Below are 17,677 nucleotides of genomic sequence, written 5' to 3'. Positions count from 1 at the left end.
AGGATTTTATGTACAAGATCGTCTCTTCCCTCGTCCTCACCGCCCTCGCCGGCAGCCTGGCGCTGGCCTATCCGGCCTATGCCCAGAACGTGCAAAACGTCCAGGAAGCGCCGCTGCGCGCGCACCTGGCCCACCTGTCGTCCGACGCCATGGAAGGCCGCGGCACCGGCCAGCGCGGCGGCGAGCTGACAGTCGCCTACCTCGAGGCGCAGGCGAAGGCCGCCGGCCTGAAGCCGGCCAACGGCAGCAGCTTCCGCCAGGCGGTCAAGATCGCCGGCGTGCGTTCGCTGCCGGCCAAGAGCGACATCGCGATCACCGCCGGCGGCAAGGCGCTGCCGCTGCAGTTCGGCGCTGACTGGGTCTGGGGTCCGGGCGACGGCAAGGCCGACCACAAGCTGGACGCGGACCTGGTCTTCGTCGGCTACGGCACCGTGGCGCCGGAAGAAGGCGGCTGGAACGACTTCAAGGGCATGAACCTGAAGGGCAAGGTGCTGGTGATGATGGTGAACGACCCGCTGCCGACCGCGACGGAGCCGAACCGCTTCAACGGCGAGGGCCTGACCTACTACGGCCGCTGGACCTATAAATTCGAGGAAGCGGCGCGCCAGGGCGCGGCCGGCGCCATCCTGATCCACACCGACAAATCGGCCTCGTACGGCTGGAGCGTGGTGCAGAACAGCTGGGCCAACGCCGAGCGCTTCCAGCTCACCGAAGGCAAAGTGGGCACCGGCCTGCAGGGCTGGATGACCGATGACACCGCGCGCAAGGTGTTCGCCGCCGCCGGCCAGGACCTCGATAAACTGCGCGCTAGCGCCGAAGACAAGAACTTCAAGCCGGTGACCCTGAAGGCCCGCCTGAAGGGCACGGCACGCGCGGAAGTACGCAAGCTCGAAGAGTTCAACGTGGCCGGCATCGTGCCCGGCACCGATCCGAAGCTGAAGGACGAAGTGGTGATCTACACCGCCCATTGGGACCACATGGGCAAGCAGGGCACCGAGGGCGACACCATCTTCAACGGCGCGGTCGACAACGCCTCGGGCACCGGCGCGCTGCTGGCGATGGCGGAGCAAGCCGTCAAGCACCCGGCCAAGCGCAGCCAGATGTTCCTGTGGGTGGCCGCCGAAGAGCAAGGCCTGCTGGGCAGCGCCGCCTACGTCGCCAAGCCGCTGTGGCCGATCGCGAAGACTGCCGCCAACCTGAACCTGGACAGCCTGAACTGGGTGGGCCTGGTGAAGGACGTCAGCGTGCCGGGCAGCGAGCGCACCGAACTGGGCGCGATGGCGGCAGCCACCGCCCAGGCGATGGGTTTGACCGTCGCGCCAGCCAAGCCTGACCTGGCCGGCGGCTACTTCCGCAGCGACCACTTCAGCTTCGCCAAGGCCGGCGTGCCGGCGTTCTCGGTGGGCGCGGGCCGCAGCTGGGTGAAGGACGTCGAAGCCAACAACGCCAAGGCCGCGACCTACCGCGACAAGTACCACCAGGCGTCGGACGAATACGATCCGAACTGGGACCTGTCGGGCATGGTGCAGCAGGCGCAGTACACGCTGAACCTGGGCCGTGCAGTGGCCGACGCGCCGAAGATGCCGGCGTGGAAGGAAGGCGATCCGTTCGGTAAGGCGCGCGCTACCAAGTAAGCAGTCAGGCAAGCGCTCGACATGAACGCGCCGGAGGACCACACTAGGTCCACCGGCGCGTTTTTTTTGGCCGACCTTTTTTGAGAGCGAACGATGCGCGAAGAAGACCTGGTGCTCGGCGACGGCCGCACGCTGCACTTCTACGACCTGGCGCCGCCCGGCGAGCAGGAGCTGGCCGTGTTCTGGCACCACGGCACGCCAAACATCGGCCGCCCGCCCGAGCCGCTGTTCGCCCTCGCGGCGCAGCTGGGCATACGCTGGATCGGCTACGACCGCCCGGCTTATGGCGGCTCGTCGGAACGCAGCGGGCGGGACGTCGCCTCGGCGGCCTTCGACGTCGAGCGCATCGCCGACCGGCTGGGCATCAGGCGCTTCGCGGTGATGGGGCATTCGGGCGGCGGCCCGCATGCGCTGGCTTGCGCCGCCCTGCTGCCCGAGCGGGTGGTGGGCGCGGTCAGCATCGCGGGCCTGGCGCCGCCCGACGCGCAGGGACTCGACTGGTTCAGGGGAATGGGCGCATACGGGGCGGCGGGACTGCGCGCGGCGGCGCAAGGGCGCGCGGCCAAGACACATCACGAGGCGCTCGGGCTCGCGTTCGACCGGGAGATGTTCACACTTGAAGACTGGGACGCGCTGGCGGGGTCGTGGTCATGGTTCGACAGCGTGGTGGGACCGGCGGTGGCCAAGGGGCCTGACGGCGCGATCGACGACGATATCGCCTATGTGACGCCGTGGGGATTCGATTGTTCGCACATCGCCTGTCCGGTGCTGTTCGTGCATGGGCTCCAGGATCGCGTGGTGCCGGCGTCGCACAGCGAATGGCTGGCGCGTCACTGCCGTTGGGCCGAGCTGTGGCGGCAGCCGGACGATGGGCATATCTCGGTGATGAACTACGCCGCGTCGAGCCTGGTGTGGCTGCGCGGGAAGTTGCGGGCGGACTGACCGACCTTGCGGCGGATGGCGCGCCGTGGGCCGCCATCCGCTTTCTGCTGCGAGTCGTGGCTTACTGGATCACGCCGCAAGCCATGCGGCCGCCTCCGCCACCCAGCGGCGCCGGATGATCGGAGTGGTTGTCGCCGCCGACGTGGACCATCAGGGCCTTGCCCTTGATGTCCGACATCTTCAGGCGCGGGGCCAGGACCGGGTTCGTGGCCATGCCCTTTGCATCCACCGTCAGCGCCGGCAAGTCGCCCAGGTGGCCGTCGCCCCATGGAGTGCCGTGCTTGCCGGTCTTGGCAGGATCGAGGTGGCCGCCCGCGGCGCCGGCCGGGACGGTCTTGCCGTCGGCCTGATTCGGCGCGCAACTGCCGTTGGCGTGGATGTGGAAACCGTGCAGGCCCGGGGTCAGGTCCTTGAGGTCAGGCGTGAGCACCACGCCGTACTTGGTTTCGCTGAGCTTCACGGTGCCCACGGTGGCGCCATCGCCTTTTTCGGTGGCCAGCTTGAGGGTCACGGTGTTATCGGCGGCACTGGCGGCAGCGCATACGGCGCTCAGCAGGACGGCGCTCATCCATCGCATTTTCATTGTTTTCTCCTTCAAAAATATCTACAGGATAGTAAAAAGCCAATTCAGTTTAGACCAATCCCATGCATTGGGGCGTCCTGCTGACTTGGGTTTTACTGGCGACAGCGGTTCTGTTCGGGTTCATCCAGTGCTGTCGGGATACATGAGTTACGTGGAGCCACGGTGACCGGATGTATCGAATACGATTCGCCGACACGTAAGCGCGCACGTTTGAGGAGGGGCAGAGTGGAGCATCCACCGCTGGCTAAGCTGACCAGCAACGCCACATGGTTGACCGGAACTCCACTCTGAGAGAACGTTGTGCCTGAACGCATTTGTCCAGCATGCCATGCCGATGATACCGAGGCCGTCGACTCAGTCGATCGGGCGGATCTGATCCGCAGTTATCGCCAGAAAGGGATCGAGGTCGGCGCCTATCTTCATGGCGGCAGCATTACCTTGTGCCACTGCCACCATTGCGAACTGGGCTTCTTCGATCCGGCCTGCGTGGGTGACGGTCTCTTCTACGAGCAACTACAGACCCAGGACTGGTACTACCAGGACGACAAACCGGAATACGCCCAGGCGGCGACGCTGGTACGACAAGACAGCTCGGTCCTCGAAGTCGGCTGTGGCAAGGGAGCATTCCGGCGCTGGCTGCCGCAATCGATCCGGTACACCGGGCTCGAGTTCAATGACGAGGCCATACAAAAAGCGCGTGCGGCTGGGCTAGACGTCAGGAAACAGCCGGTCGAAGAGCATGCCGCCGTGGGCTCTCGCTACGACGTCGTGTGCGCTTTCCAGGTGCTGGAACACGTCGAGCATCCTAAACAGTTCTTCCATGCCTGTGTCCAGGCGCTCGAGCCCGGTGGAATCCTGATGATCGCCGTGCCAGCCCAGGACAGTTTCCTGGCCATCGCACCGAACTCGCCGCTCAATATGCCGCCGCATCACGTGACGCGCTGGACCGATCGCGCACTGACCAATCTGGCCCACAGTGAAGGTTTCCGCGAAGCCAAGATCTGGCATGAACCCGTCGCCGACTTCCACAGAGACTGGCATGCGACGACGCTGGCCTACCACGCGCTGACTCGGTTCGGACTCTATCAGCCACGTTTGATCGACAACAGCGTGCGCTACCGCCTGCTGGGCCGGATGGTGCGTTTGCCTGCGGTGCGGAGGTATCTCGTACGAAGCGCACTGAAGGCCAGTCCCCGATTGGCAGTTGGGCACACCGTGATGCTGATTGCTTCATGAGCTCGAAAGACTTCCGGATGCGGCATCCCTCTCTTCGAATATTACTGACGCTTGCCTGCTTCGCCTGCCCCAGTATTGTGATGGCAGAAGTCAGCGACAAGGAACCGGTTGCTGTCCTGTTTTGGCAAGTGGGCCTGGCTGCAGCGCTTCTGTGTCTCTTCACCGCCCGCCTGAGGCCATGGCTTGGCGCAGTTTGCTTTGCTCCCGCAGCAATCTGGTTTGCCAGTCTGCTCCTGGAACTTCACTCACCCGACGTTAGCCTATATCTGCGACTTGAACAGGGCAACGGTTACTACCTGCAAGCATATGGCGCCTTCGCGCTTGCCGTAGCCGGACTGGTTGCCGGCTACCTGTGGCACCGCAGCAAACCGCCCTGACGATCCCAAGCGATGACCCATCAGGCAAAAAAAAACGGCACCCCTCAGGGTGCCGTTTTCGCTAACAACTTACGCGATCACTCGCCGTCGTCATGCTGCTCAGCCGAAGCCTGCGCAGTCTGCTGGTCTTCCATCGCCTGCAGCTCGGCAGCCATATTGGCTTTCTCTTGCTGCAGCAGTGCCTGACGCTCTTCCGCTTCCCACACTTCCTTCTCCTTGCGGGCGCGGTGGAATGCCAGACCGGTACCGCCAGGGATCAGGCGGCCGACGATGACGTTCTCTTTCAGGCCGCGCAGACCGTCGCGCTTGCCCATGATCGCCGCTTCGGTCAGCACGCGGGTGGTTTCCTGGAACGATGCGGCCGAGATGAACGAGTCGGTCGACAGCGATGCCTTGGTAATACCCAGCAGCACGTTTTCGTACTGTGCCGGCAGCTTGCCGACGGCGTTGACCTTGTCGTTCTCTTCCAGCAGTTCCGAACGCTCCACCTGCTCGCCGACGATGTAGTCGGTGTCGCCTGCGTCGGTGATCTGAACACGGCGCAGCATCTGGCGAACGATCACCTCGATGTGCTTGTCGTTGATCTTCACGCCCTGCAGACGGTACACGTCCTGCACTTCGTCCACGATGTAGCGGGCCAGCGCTTCGATACCCAGCAGGCGCAGGATGTCTTGCGGATCGGCCGGGCCGTCCACGATCATCTCGCCCTTGTTCACCACCTGGCCGTCGTGCACCAGCACTTGCTTGTCCTTGGTGATCAGGAACTCGTGCTTGTTGCCGTCCATGTCGGTGATTTCCAGGCGCTGCTTGCCCTTGGTCTCTTTACCGAACGCCACGGTACCGGTGACTTCCGCCAGCATGCCCGCGTCTTTCGGCGAACGTGCTTCGAACAGTTCGGCAACGCGCGGCAGACCACCGGTAATGTCGCGGGTCTTCTGCGATTCGGTCGGGATACGTGCCAGCACTTCACCCACGGTCGCTTGCTGACCGTCCTTGACCATGATCAGCGCGCCGACCTGGAAGCCGATCGTCACAGCGTGTTCGGTGCCGGCGATCTTCACTTCCTGGCCTTCTTCGTTCAGCAGCTTGACCTGCGGACGCAGCACCTTGCCCGAACCACGACGCTTCGGATCGATTGCCACCAGGGTCGACAGACCGGTCACTTCATCGACCTGACGTGCGACGGTGACGCCTTCTTCGACGTTCTCGAAGCGGATCGTACCGGCGTATTCGGTGATGATCGGACGGGTCAGCGGATCCCAGGTCGCCAGGGCGGTGCCAGCCTTCACGGTCTGGCCATCCTTGACGATCAGGGTCGCGCCGTACGGCACCTTGTGACGCTCGCGCTCACGGCCGTGGTCGTCGGTGATCAGCACTTCGCCCGAACGGGTAATGACGATTTGCGCGCCCTTGCCGTTGGTGACGTAACGCATGGTCGCGGTGAAGCGGACCGTACCGTTCGACTTGGCTTCGACCGACGATGCCACTGCTGCGCGCGATGCCGCACCACCGATGTGGAAGGTACGCATGGTCAGCTGGGTACCCGGCTCACCGATCGACTGCGCTGCCACCACACCGACTGCTTCGCCGCTGTTGACCAGCATGCCGCGGCCCAGGTCGCGGCCGTAGCACTTGGCGCACAGGCCGTAGCGCGTGTCGCAGTTCAGCGGCGTGCGGACCTTCACCTCGTCGATGCCGACGCGTTCGATCTCTTCGACCATGTCTTCGTCCAGCAGGGTGCCGGCTTCGTACAGGGTTTCCTGGGTTTCAGGGTTGACGACGTCGGTGCCTGCCACGCGGCCGAGGATACGGTCGCGCAGGGCTTCGATGACTTCACCGCCTTCGACCAGCGCCTTCATGTGGGTGCCGTTGCTGGTGCCGCAATCGTCTTCGATCACCACCAGGTCTTGCGTCACGTCCACCAGACGACGGGTCAGGTAACCCGAGTTCGCGGTCTTCAGTGCCGTATCCGCCAGACCTTTACGAGCGCCGTGGGTCGAGATGAAGTACTGCAGAACGTTCAGGCCTTCGCGGAAGTTCGCGGTAATCGGCGTTTCGATAATCGAACCGTCCGGTTTCGCCATCAGGCCGCGCATACCCGCCAGCTGGCGAATCTGGGCTGCCGAACCACGGGCGCCCGAGTCGGCCATCATGTAAATCGCGTTGAACGATTCCTGGGTGCCTTCGGTGCCGTCGCGCTTGGTGACCGGCTCGATCTTGAGCTGGTCCATCATCGCCTTGCCGACTTCATCCGAGGTCTTGCCCCAGATGTCGACGACCTTGTTGTAACGCTCGCCGGCGGTGACCAGACCCGAGGCGTACTGCTGCTCGATCTGCTTCACTTCGGCTTCGGCGGTCGCGATCATGCCCTTCTTGACGTCCGGGATCAGCATGTCGTCGACGGCGATCGAGATGCCGGCGCGGGTCGCCAGGCGGAAGCCCGACTGCATCAGCTTGTCCGCGAAGACGACGGTCGCACGCAGGCCGCACTTGCGGAACGACGTGTTGATCAGCTTCGAGATTTCCTTCTTCTTCAGCGCGCGGTTCAGCACCGAGAACGGCAGGCCTTTCGGCAGGATCTCGGACAGGATCGCACGGCCAACGGTGGTCTCGTAGCGGGTCAGGGTCTGGTCGAAGCCGCCTTCGGCGTTCTTCGGGAACTCAACGATACGCACCGTGATGCGGGTCGCCAGTTCGACTTCCTTGTTGTCGTACGCGCGGATGACTTCCGACACGTCCGGGAACATCATGCCTTCGCCCTTGGCGTTGATCGCCTCGCGCGACGCGTAGTACAGACCCAGCACGATATCCTGCGACGGCACGATCGACGGTTCGCCGTTCGATGGGAACAGGATGTTGTTCGACGCCAGCATCAGCGTACGCGCTTCCATCTGCGCTTCGATCGACAGCGGCACGTGGACTGCCATCTGGTCACCGTCGAAGTCGGCGTTGAACGCCGCGCAGACCAGCGGGTGCAGCTGGATCGCTTTACCTTCGATCAGGACTGGCTCGAACGCCTGGATACCGAGACGGTGCAGCGTAGGCGCACGGTTCAGCATGACCGGGTGTTCTTTGATGACTTCTTCCAGGATGTCCCAAACGACTGGTTCCTGAACTTCCACGAGCTTTTTCGCGGCCTTGATGGTGGTCGCGAGACCCATCAGTTCCAGCTTGTTGAAGATAAAGGGTTTGAAAAGCTCGAGAGCCATCAGCTTCGGCAGACCGCACTGGTGCAGTTTCAGCTGTGGACCCACCACGATGACCGAACGGCCCGAGTAGTCGACGCGCTTACCCAGCAAGTTCTGACGGAAACGACCGCCCTTACCCTTGATCATCTCGGCCAGCGACTTCAGCGGACGCTTGTTGGCGCCGGTCATCGCTTTGCCGCGACGGCCGTTGTCCAGCAGCGAGTCGACCGCTTCCTGCAGCATGCGCTTTTCGTTACGCGTAATGATCTCTGGTGCGCGCAGTTCCATCAGGCGCTTCAGGCGGTTATTACGGTTGATGACGCGGCGATACAGGTCGTTCAGGTCAGACGTGGCGAAACGGCCGCCGTCCAGCGGGACGAGCGGACGCAGCTCTGGCGGCAGGACCGGCAGAACTTCCATGATCATCCACTCAGGCTTGATGCCCGAACGCTGGAACGCCTCGAGCACTTTCAGGCGCTTGGCGTATTTCTTGATCTTGGCTTCGGATTTCGATTCCTTGAGCTCCACGCGCAGGGCTTCGGCATCGCGGTGGATGTCGATCGAGCGCAGCAGTTCACGGATGCCTTCGGCGCCCATGAATGCGGTGAAGTCGTCGCCGTACTCTTCGTACTTGGCGGCGTAGTCGTCTTCCGACATGATCTGGCTCTTCTTGAGCGGGGTCATGCCAGGATCGGTGACGACGTATGCTTCGAAGTACAGCACGCGTTCGATATCGCGCAGGGTCATGTCCAGGACCATGCCCAGACGCGACGGCAGCGATTTCAGGAACCAGATGTGAGCGACTGGCGACGCCAGTTCGATGTGGCCCATGCGCTCGCGGCGCACTTTAGCCAGGGTGACTTCGACGCCGCACTTTTCGCAGATCACGCCGCGGTGCTTCAGGCGCTTGTACTTGCCGCACAGGCATTCGTAGTCCTTGATCGGGCCAAAGATCTTGGCGCAGAACAGGCCGTCACGCTCAGGCTTGAACGTACGGTAGTTGATGGTTTCCGGCTTCTTGACTTCGCCGAACGACCACGAACGGATTTTTTCAGGCGACGCCAGGCCAATCTTGATGGCGTCGAAACTTTCGTTTTGCTGAACTTGCTTGAATAGATCGAGCAGTGCTTTCATGTATCACTCCAAAGGTGATTGATTCTGTACTGAATACTACTACCGCCACGTTCTCACCGATTTTCGCCGGCGTTTGCTGATCCCACTATCCTAAAAACCGTCATTCCCGCGCAGGCGGGAATCCAAGTTTGCCGGCTGATCGCCGGGCTTAGGTTCCCGCCTGCGCGGGAACGACGGTCTTGAAGGCGCGGACCAGCCCGAAGGCTGGCGGCCATGCTGGCCCTGCTTAGTTGCGCTCGAGATCGATGTCGATACCCAGCGAACGGATTTCCTTGACCAGCACGTTGAACGATTCCGGCATGCCGGCGTCGATCACGTGGTCGCCCTTGACCAGGTTCTCGTACACCTTGGTACGGCCGTTCACGTCGTCCGACTTCACAGTCAGCATTTCCTGCAGCACGTACGATGCGCCGTACGCTTCCAGTGCCCACACCTCCATCTCACCGAAGCGCTGGCCACCGAACTGGGCTTTACCGCCCAGCGGCTGCTGCGTCACCAGCGAGTACGGACCGGTCGAACGGGCGTGCATCTTGTCGTCGACCAGGTGGTGCAGCTTCAGCATGTGCATGAAGCCGACGGTGACCTTGCGCTCGAACGCTTCGCCGGTGCGGCCGTCGAACATGGTGACCTGGTTCTTCGACGGCGTCATGCCCAAGTGGGCAGCGATGTCGTCCGGGAACGCCAGGTCCAGCATGCGGCGGATGTCTTCCTCGTGGGCGCCATCGAACACCGGGGTCGCGAACGGCACGCCGTTCTTGAGGTTCTGTGCCAGGCTCAGGATTTCTTCATCGCTGAAGCTGTCCAGGTCTTCCTTGCGGCCGGTTTCGTTGTAGATCTTGCCCAGGAAGGTGCGCAGATCTGCCGCCTTCGCTTGCGCCTGCAGCATTTCGCCGATGCGCCAGCCCAGGCCCTTCGCTGCCCAGCCGAGGTGGGTTTCCAGGATCTGACCGACGTTCATACGCGACGGAACGCCCAGCGGGTTCAGCACGACGTCGGCAGGACGACCGTCCGCCATGAACGGCATGTCTTCCACCGGCACGATACGCGAGACCACACCCTTGTTACCGTGGCGGCCCGCCATCTTGTCGCCCGACTGCAGGCGGCGCTTGACGGCCAGGTAGACCTTGACCATCTTCTGCACGCCAGGCTGCAGCTCGTCGCCCTGGGTCAACTTCTTGCGCTTTTCTTCGAAGGCCAGGTCGAACTGGTGACGCTTTTCGTTGATCGATTCCTTGATCGCTTCCAGTGCGTTCGCGGTGTCGTCGTCGGCCGGACGGATGTCGAACCAGTGGAACTTGTCCAGGTCCGCCAGGTATTCCGAGGTGATCGCCGCGCCCTTGGCCAGCTTCTTCGGACCGCCGTTGACGATCTTGCCGACCAGCATACGCTCCAGACGCTCGAAGGCATCGCCTTCCACGATACGCATCTGGTCGTTCAGGTCCAGGCGGAAACGCTTCAGCTCGTCGTCGATGATCTGCTGGGCGCGCTTGTCGCGCTGGATGCCTTCGCGGGTGAACACTTGCACGTCGATCACGGTGCCGACCATGCCCGAAGGCACGCGCAGCGAGGTGTCTTTCACATCCGACGCTTTTTCGCCGAAGATCGCGCGCAGCAGCTTTTCTTCAGGGGTCAGCTGGGTCTCGCCTTTCGGGGTGACCTTACCGACCAGCACGTCGCCGGCTTGCACTTCGGCGCCGATGTAGACGATGCCCGATTCATCCAGGCGCGCCAGCTGGTTTTCTGCCAGGTTCGAGATGTCGCGGGTGATTTCTTCCGCGCCCAGTTTGGTGTCGCGAGCGACAACCGACAGTTCTTCGATGTGGATCGAGGTGTAACGGTCGTCCTTGACGACGTTTTCCGAGATCAGGATCGAGTCTTCGAAGTTCAGGCCGTTCCACGGCATGAACGCCACCAGCATGTTCTGGCCCAGTGCCAGCTCGCCCAGGTCGGTCGATGCGCCGTCGGCAATCACGTCGCCACGGGCAACGCGGTCGCCAACCTGCACGATCGGACGCTGGTTGATGTTGGTGTTCTGGTTCGAACGGGTGTACTTGATCAGGTTGTAGATGTCGACGCCGACTTCGCCAGCCTGCGCTTCATCGTCGTTCACGCGAATGACCACGCGACCGGCATCGATGTAGTCGACCACGCCGCCACGCAGGGCCTGCACGGTGGTGCCCGAGTCGACCGCGACGGTGCGCTCGATACCGGTGCCGACCACGGCTTTCTCTGGACGCAGGCAAGGCACGGCCTGGCGCTGCATGTTGGCGCCCATCAGTGCACGGTTCGCGTCATCGTGCTCCAGGAACGGAATCAGCGATGCTGCGACCGACACGATCTGGCCCGGGGCGACGTCCATGTACTGGATGCGCTCTGGCGAGACCAGGATCGTTTCGCCGGCTTCACGCGCCGAGACCAGTTCGTCGACCAGCTGGCCTTCGTCGTTGATCTTCGCATTCGCCTGGGCGATGATGTAGCGGCCTTCTTCGATCGCCGACAGGTATTCGATCTTGTCGGTGACTTTCGAATCCTCGACCTTGCGGTACGGGGTTTCCAGGAAGCCGTATTCGTTCAGGCGGGCGTACAGAGCCAGCGAGTTGATCAGGCCGATGTTCGGGCCTTCAGGCGTTTCGATCGGGCACACGCGGCCGTAGTGGGTCGGGTGCACGTCGCGCACCTCGAAGCCGGCGCGTTCGCGGGTCAGACCGCCCGGTCCCAGTGCCGAGACGCGGCGCTTGTGGGTGACTTCCGACAGCGGGTTGGTCTGGTCCATGAACTGCGACAGCTGCGACGAACCGAAGAATTCGCGGATCGCGGCCGAGATCGGCTTGCTGTTGATCAGGTCGTGCGGCATCAGGTTGTCCGCTTCGGCTTGGCCGAGGCGTTCCTTGACGGCGCGTTCCACGCGCACCAGGCCGGCACGGAACTGGTTCTCAGCCAGTTCGCCGACGCAACGCACGCGGCGGTTACCCAGGTGATCGATGTCGTCGACTTCGCCGCGGCCATTGCGCAGCTCGACCAGGATCTTGATCACGGCCAGGATGTCTTCATTCGACAGGGTCATGTCGCCGGTCAGTTCGTCACGGCCGATACGGCGGTTGAACTTCATGCGGCCGACAGCCGACAGGTCGTAGCGTTCCGGCATGTAGAACAGGCCGTTGAACAGGGCTTCGACCGATTCTTCGGTTGGCGGTTCGCCAGGACGCATCATGCGGTAGATCGCCACGCGTGCGGCGGTCTGGTCGGCGGTGTCGTCGGTGCGCAGGGTTTGCGAGATGTAGGCGCCCTGGTCCAGATCGTTGGTGTACAGCGTCTGGATGTCGGTCACGCTGGCGTCGCGCAGCTTGCCCAGCAGTTCTTCGGTCAGCTCGTCGTTGGCCACGGCGATGATCTCGCCGGTGTCCTGGTCGACGATGTTCTTGGCCAGCACGCGGCCCAGCAGGTAGTCTTCCGGCACCGAAATGCTCTTGATACCGGCGGCTTCGATGTCACGGACGTGCTTGGCGTTGATGCGCTTGTCCTTGGTGACGATGGTCTTGCCCGACTTCGGATCGACGATGTCGAAGCGCGCGACTTCGCCGCGCAGACGCTCGGAAACGAACTCGAGTTCGCCGCCGTCGTTACGCAGGGTGAAGTTGTCGAAGACGAAGAAGTTCGCCAGGATCTGCTCCGGCGTCATGCCGATGGCCTTCAGCAGGATCGTTACCGGCATCTTGCGGCGACGGTCGACGCGGAAGAACAGGATGTCTTTCGGGTCGAACTCGAAGTCCAGCCACGAGCCGCGGTAAGGAATGATACGTGCCGAGAACAGCAGCTTGCCCGACGAGTGGGTCTTGCCGCGGTCGTGTTCGAAGAACACGCCAGGCGAACGGTGCAGCTGGGAGACGATGACGCGCTCGGTGCCGTTGATCACGAACGAACCGTTCGTGGTCATCAGCGGCAGCTCGCCCATATAGACTTCCTGCTCTTTCATTTCCTTGACGACTGGCTTGGTCGGCGATTCCTTGTCCAGGATCACCAGACGCACCTTGGCGCGCAGCGGCGACGCGAAGGTCAGGCCACGCTGCTGGCACTCTTTCACGTCAAACGCAGGGTCGCCCAGCACATACGACAGGAACTCGAGGCGCGCAAAACCATTGTGCGACACGATAGGGAAAATCGAGGAGAAGGCCGATTGCAGGCCTTCGTTCTTGCGCGAGGACGGAGCGAATTCGGCCTGCAGGAAGTTCTCGTAGGATTCCAGCTGGGTAGCCAGCAGGTAGGGAACGTTGTGAACGTTGGCGCGCTTCGCGAACGACTTGCGAATGCGCTTCTTCTCAGTAAATGAGTAGTGCATGGACACTCCGTGAGTGACAGAAAGGATGGAGAATTCAGGAATTGCCAGTGGCGAACGCCACTACCACACGCAAGCCCTGAAGTCTCTTACTCTTTCGCGCCAGATGAAAAGGACAAGCAAACTGCTGTGATACGATGCTGCTGAAACGGGGTACTACTTATTCCCTGTCGCCATGTAAATCTCGACGTTTGCCGCAGGGACGACAAAAGAGCCAAAGCCGCATCCCCTGCCTTCCGGCAGGTTTTGCAAGCTTTGACTCCCGCGCTGGGCACTGTATTTCAAGCGCCCGGTGCTTATGTATTACTTCAGCTCGGCCTTGGCGCCAGCTTCTTCCAGCTTCTTCTTAGCGGCTTCAGCGTCAGCTTTTGGCAGGGCTTCTTTCACGGTCTTCGGTGCGCCGTCGACCAGGTCCTTGGCTTCTTTCAGGCCCAGACCGGTGATTTCACGGACTGCCTTGATGACGCCGACCTTGTTCGCGCCGACTTCCGACAGAACAACGTTGAACTCGGTCTGCTCTTCAGCAGCAGCTGCACCGCCAGCGGCGCCGCCAGCTGCCGGTGCTGCCATTGCAGCTGCCGACACGCCGAACTTCTCTTCGAATGCCTTGACCAGTTCGTTCAGGTCCATGACGGACATTTCGCTCACTGCGTTCAGGATATCGTCTTTGCTAATTGCCATTTGAAACTCCAGTTGTATATTGTGTGTAGTTAGTACTTGAGAAAAAAGGCTGCGCTATTAAGCTGCAGCGGTTTCTTCGGCTGCAGGAGCAGCTTCCGAACCTTCGCCTTTTTTCGCTGCCAGTGCAGCCAGACCACGTGCAAAGCCCGACACCGGAGCCAGCATGACGCCCAACAGCTGCGAGATGAGGACTTCACGGGATGGGATGCTTGCCAACGCGGTAACACCAGCTACGTCGAGCTGCTTACCTGCGTAGTTACCGGCTTTCAGGACCAGCTTGTCGTTGGTTTTCGCGAAGTCGGCGAGGACTTTAGCGGCAGCAACGGCGTCGTCCGAGATCGAGTAGATCAGCGGACCGGTCATGGCGTCAGCCAGCGGGGCAAACTGCGTGCCTTCGACAGAGCGGCGAGCCAGCGTGTTCTTCAGAACACGCAGGTACACACCCTGGGCACGTGCGGTTGCACGGAGCTTGGTCAAGTGACTAACCTGGATGCCACGGTACTCAGCCACGACGATGGTTTGCGCAGTTGCTACTTTTGCGGAAACTTCTTCGACGACGACCTTTTTGTCATTCAGATTAAGACCCACGGTCAATCTCCTTAAATGATATGAACGGATGTCCATATCGGTTCGAACACACGGCGTCCGAAGTTAAGAAGTCTTAAAACTGGGCGGATACATTCACACAGCTGGACTACAAAACTTGTTCGGGTACACCATCTGCGTTGGGTGGTCTATTAACCGTCAGCTCAACCTCTGCTTTCGGCCCAACGGTCTTTGATTGCCTGCCGGAGCGGTGTTCAGCTCCGACAGCCCAAAGATGCGCCTCACGATGAAACTGCAAGGACTTTTAACTTAGGTCCCCGCCTGCGCGGGGATGACGTTCTTAGGCAGCAGCCGAGATCGAAGCGTGATCGACACGGACGCCAGCGCCCATGGTCGACGACAGGGCGACCTTACGCAGGTACACGCCTTTCGAGGTGGCCGGCTTGGCCTTGTTCAGTGCGTCGATCAGGGCGACCAGGTTGGTCTTCAGATCTGCGTCGCTGAACGACTTGCGGCCGATGGTCGCGTGGACGATACCTGCCTTGTCGGTACGGTACTGGACCTGACCGGCTTTGGCGTTCTTGACGGCGGTAGCGACGTCAGGGGTCACGGTGCCGACTTTCGGGTTCGGCATCAGGCCGCGTGGGCCCAGGATCTGACCCAGGGTACCGACGATACGCATGGTGTCTGGCGAAGCGATCACGATGTCGAACGGCATGTCGCCGGCCTTCACGCGCTCTGCCAGGTCTTCCATGCCGACCACGTCGGCGCCGGCTGCCTTGGCAGCTTCAGCCTTTTCGCCCGAAGCGAACACAGCGACGCGCACGGTCTTGCCGGTGCCAGCTGGCAGCACGACCGAACCGCGGACCACTTGATCCGACTTCTTCGGGTCCACGCCCAGTTGAACGGCGACGTCGATCGACTCGTTGAACTTGGCGGTGGCGAATTCCTTGATGATCGACACAGCGTTGTCGAACTCATAGACCTTGTTACGGTCAACTTTTGCTTTGATTGCTTTGACGCGCTTGGACAGCTTAGCCATTACAGACCCTCCACCGTGATGCCCATCGAACGTGCCGAGCCAGCGATGATACGCACTGCTGCGTCCATGTCGGCGGCGGTCAGGTCCGGCTGCTTGGTTTTTGCGATTTCTTCAGCTTGAGCGCGGGTCAGCTTGGCAACCTTGTCGGTGTGCGGCTTGGCCGAGCCCTTGGTGATGCCGGCGGCTTTCTTGATCAGGTAGGTTGCCGGCGGGGTCTTCATCACGAAGGTGAAGGACTTGTCGGCGAACGCGGTGATCACGACCGGGATCGGCATGCCTGGTTCCATACCCTGGGTCTGCGCGTTGAACGCCTTGCAGAATTCCATGATGTTCAGGCCACGCTGACCGAGTGCAGGACCGATCGGTGGGGATGGGTTTGCCTTACCAGCTGGGACTTGCAGCTTGATAAAGCCAATGATTTTCTTTGCCATGTCTGGCTCCTATCTTGACTTGAGTAGTAGCGCCCCACCACGACTACTCGTCTCGGCGGGGCTCCTCTTACCGGATTCCGCCTGACTACTGCGACGCTCCGATTACGGCGTTTAGACTTTCTCTACCTGTCCGAACTCCAGCTCCACCGGAGTCGAACGACCGAAGATGGTAACAGAAACACGCACCTTCGACTTTTCGTAGTTGACTTCCTCGACGTTGCCGTTGAAGTCGGTGAACGGGCCTTCCTTGATGCGGACTTGCTCGCCCACTTCGTACAGCACTTTTGGCCGTGGCTTTTCGACACCCTCTTGCACCTGCTGCATGATCTTGTCGATCTCGCGTGCTGGGATCGGGGTCGGCTTGTTCGATTTGCCGCCGATGAAGCCGGTGACCTTGCTGGTGTTCTTCACCAGGTGCCAGGTTTCGTCGGTCATTTCCATCTCAACCAGCACGTAGCCCGGGAAGAAGCGGCGCTCGGAAACGGCTTTGGTGCCGTTGCGCATCTCGACGACTTCCTCGGTCGGCACCAGGATCTGGCCGAACTGGTCTTGCATCCCTGCGCGCTCGACGCGCTCGTTCAGGGCGCGCATCACGCTCTTTTCCATGCCCGAATAGACATGGACGACGTACCAGCGCTTGTTGCTGACCGGGACGCTCAGCGGCGCAGCCGCAGCGTCTTGTGCCGGGACATCGCCCGGCACTGGTGCATTGTCTTGCACGTTATCGCTCATGTTATTTCCAACCCAGGACAAAGTCGTACAACAGGAGCTCGAGAAGCTTATCCGTGCCCCACAGGAAAATCGCCATCACGACCACGAAGGCGAACACGATGCCGGTGATCTGCATGGCTTCGCGGCGGGTAGGCCAGACGACCTTCTTGGTCTCGCGCACCGACTCCTTGGCGAAGCTCAGGAAATCACGGCCAGTGGTGGAAGTCCACAAAAGCAGGACAGCAAAAACTAAACCAGCCACGAGGGCGCCTGCGGCGACCAAGGCTGGTTTGTTCTGGCCAGTCAGGTAGAAGAACCCGACGACGCCTGCAATCGCTGCAACCACCGCCAGCGCGACCTTGAACTTGTCATTCGAGGTGCTGACAGTTTGCACGGATTGATTAGACATTCTTCTTTACTTTCGGTGCTGCGCACCAGAATTCGGTGGCAGGGGCGGAGGGAATCGAACCCGCGACCTTCGGTTTTGGAGACCGACGCTCTGCCAATTGAGCTACACCCCTACGAAAACTTTACTGCTGAATCCAGCATTATACAGCAAGCGCGCGCTCGCTGGCAATGCTGTTCGAGGGAAACGGAGATGTTTCCGTTTCCCTCTATCGCCTGATGAATTAGGCGATGATCTTGGCAACCACGCCGGCGCCGACGGTACGGCCGCCTTCGCGGATTGCGAAGCGCAGACCTTCTTCCATCGCGATCGGAGCGATCAGCTTGACGGTGATCGAGACGTTGTCGCCTGGCATGACCATTTCTTTGTCTGCTGGCAGTTCGATCGAACCGGTCACGTCAGTCGTACGGAAGTAGAACTGAGGACGATAGTT

General features: G+C 61.5%; 14 protein-coding genes and 1 tRNA gene. 4 read left to right on the top strand and 11 right to left on the bottom strand.

The genetic code is table 11. The annotated features are described in order from the left end of the window. Positions 1-8: 8 nt before the first annotated feature. Positions 9-1,634 (top strand): M28 family peptidase, encoded by a 1,626-nt coding sequence (locus ABIB42_RS20350; protein WP_429248897.1) that lies wholly within the window; start codon positions 9-11, stop codon positions 1,632-1,634. A gap of 93 nt (positions 1,635-1,727) precedes the next feature. Further along, entirely contained in the window at positions 1,728-2,576 is an 849-nt protein-coding gene (locus ABIB42_RS20345) for an alpha/beta fold hydrolase (protein WP_429248896.1), read from the top strand. A 61-nt stretch (positions 2,577-2,637) separates the two neighbouring features. Here the strand turns inward: ABIB42_RS20345 and sodC are convergent, their stop codons facing one another. Beyond that, a complete protein-coding gene (gene sodC, locus ABIB42_RS20340) occupies positions 2,638-3,159 on the bottom strand; it encodes a superoxide dismutase family protein (protein WP_005663610.1) in 522 nt (173 codons plus the stop codon). Between the two features lie 300 nt (positions 3,160-3,459). Here sodC and ABIB42_RS20335 point away from each other — a divergent pair, with 300 nt between their 5' ends. Together ABIB42_RS20335 and ABIB42_RS20330 are read left to right on the top strand one after the other, a co-directional pair. Then, positions 3,460-4,395 carry a class I SAM-dependent methyltransferase gene (locus ABIB42_RS20335; protein WP_429248895.1) on the top strand — a complete coding sequence of 312 codons (936 nt, stop codon included), beginning with the start codon at positions 3,460-3,462 and terminating at the stop codon, positions 4,393-4,395. Further along, complete coding sequence (locus ABIB42_RS20330; RefSeq protein WP_143054458.1) at positions 4,392-4,772, top strand: hypothetical protein; 381 nt, start codon at positions 4,392-4,394, stop codon at positions 4,770-4,772. Before ABIB42_RS20335 ends, ABIB42_RS20330 begins: the two co-directional genes overlap by 4 nt. Positions 4,773-4,849: 77 nt before the next feature. Here the strand turns inward: ABIB42_RS20330 and rpoC are convergent, their stop codons facing one another. The 10 genes from rpoC to ABIB42_RS20280 all read right to left on the bottom strand — a co-directional run. Continuing rightward, complete coding sequence (gene rpoC, locus ABIB42_RS20325; RefSeq protein ID WP_005663626.1) at positions 4,850-9,094, bottom strand: DNA-directed RNA polymerase subunit beta'; 4,245 nt, start codon at positions 9,092-9,094, stop codon at positions 4,850-4,852. Between the two features lie 226 nt (positions 9,095-9,320). Then, positions 9,321-13,430 carry a DNA-directed RNA polymerase subunit beta gene (gene rpoB / locus ABIB42_RS20320; protein ID WP_005663627.1) on the bottom strand — a complete coding sequence of 1,370 codons (4,110 nt, stop codon included), beginning with the start codon at positions 13,428-13,430 and terminating at the stop codon, positions 9,321-9,323. A gap of 300 nt (positions 13,431-13,730) precedes the next feature. Then, a complete protein-coding gene (gene rplL / locus ABIB42_RS20315) occupies positions 13,731-14,108 on the bottom strand; it encodes a 50S ribosomal protein L7/L12 (RefSeq protein WP_005663628.1) in 378 nt (125 codons plus the stop codon). A 57-nt stretch (positions 14,109-14,165) separates the two neighbouring features. Then, positions 14,166-14,696 carry a 50S ribosomal protein L10 gene (gene rplJ / locus ABIB42_RS20310; RefSeq protein ID WP_005663630.1) on the bottom strand — a complete coding sequence of 177 codons (531 nt, stop codon included), beginning with the start codon at positions 14,694-14,696 and terminating at the stop codon, positions 14,166-14,168. Positions 14,697-14,994: 298 nt separating this feature from the next. Continuing rightward, the gene (rplA, locus tag ABIB42_RS20305; protein WP_219862093.1) at positions 14,995-15,696 is read right to left on the bottom strand and encodes a 50S ribosomal protein L1; all 702 of its coding nucleotides are present in this window, start codon (positions 15,694-15,696) and stop codon (positions 14,995-14,997) included. Further along, a complete protein-coding gene (gene rplK, locus ABIB42_RS20300; protein ID WP_005663634.1) occupies positions 15,696-16,127 on the bottom strand; it encodes a 50S ribosomal protein L11 in 432 nt (143 codons plus the stop codon). Before rplK ends, rplA begins: the two co-directional genes overlap by 1 nt. Positions 16,128-16,238: 111 nt before the next feature. Continuing rightward, on the bottom strand, positions 16,239-16,859 hold the full coding sequence (gene nusG / locus ABIB42_RS20295) for a transcription termination/antitermination protein NusG (protein WP_005663636.1): 621 nt from the start codon (positions 16,857-16,859) through the stop codon (positions 16,239-16,241). Position 16,860: 1 nt separating this feature from the next. Then, a complete protein-coding gene (gene secE / locus ABIB42_RS20290) occupies positions 16,861-17,247 on the bottom strand; it encodes a preprotein translocase subunit SecE (RefSeq protein WP_005663637.1) in 387 nt (128 codons plus the stop codon). A 36-nt stretch (positions 17,248-17,283) separates the two neighbouring features. Further along, positions 17,284-17,359, bottom strand: a tRNA-Trp gene (locus ABIB42_RS20285). A gap of 108 nt (positions 17,360-17,467) precedes the next feature. Continuing rightward, a partial coding sequence (locus tag ABIB42_RS20280; RefSeq protein WP_429248894.1) for an elongation factor Tu occupies positions 17,468-17,677 on the bottom strand: 210 nt, incomplete at its 5' end.

Source organism: Massilia sp. UYP32, from assembly GCF_050434365.1.
Taxonomy (GTDB): domain Bacteria; phylum Pseudomonadota; class Gammaproteobacteria; order Burkholderiales; family Burkholderiaceae_D; genus Telluria; species Telluria timonae.
Note: the sequence above shows the minus strand (reverse complement) of the source record. Positions and strands in the feature narration are given on the sequence as shown.

Coding starts and splice junctions, on each gene's coding strand:
- ABIB42_RS20350 (WP_429248897.1), top strand. CDS start 9: ATGTACAAGATCGTCTCTTCCCTCGTCCTCACCGCCCTCGCCGGCAGC.
- ABIB42_RS20345 (WP_429248896.1), top strand. CDS start 1,728: ATGCGCGAAGAAGACCTGGTGCTCGGCGACGGCCGCACGCTGCACTTC.
- sodC (WP_005663610.1), bottom strand. CDS start 3,159: ATGAAAATGCGATGGATGAGCGCCGTCCTGCTGAGCGCCGTATGCGCT.
- ABIB42_RS20330 (WP_143054458.1), top strand. CDS start 4,392: ATGAGCTCGAAAGACTTCCGGATGCGGCATCCCTCTCTTCGAATATTA.
- rpoC (WP_005663626.1), bottom strand. CDS start 9,094: ATGAAAGCACTGCTCGATCTATTCAAGCAAGTTCAGCAAAACGAAAGT.
- rpoB (WP_005663627.1), bottom strand. CDS start 13,430: ATGCACTACTCATTTACTGAGAAGAAGCGCATTCGCAAGTCGTTCGCG.
- rplL (WP_005663628.1), bottom strand. CDS start 14,108: ATGGCAATTAGCAAAGACGATATCCTGAACGCAGTGAGCGAAATGTCC.
- rplA (WP_219862093.1), bottom strand. CDS start 15,696: ATGGCTAAGCTGTCCAAGCGCGTCAAAGCAATCAAAGCAAAAGTTGAC.
- rplK (WP_005663634.1), bottom strand. CDS start 16,127: ATGGCAAAGAAAATCATTGGCTTTATCAAGCTGCAAGTCCCAGCTGGT.
- nusG (WP_005663636.1), bottom strand. CDS start 16,859: ATGAGCGATAACGTGCAAGACAATGCACCAGTGCCGGGCGATGTCCCG.
- secE (WP_005663637.1), bottom strand. CDS start 17,247: ATGTCTAATCAATCCGTGCAAACTGTCAGCACCTCGAATGACAAGTTC.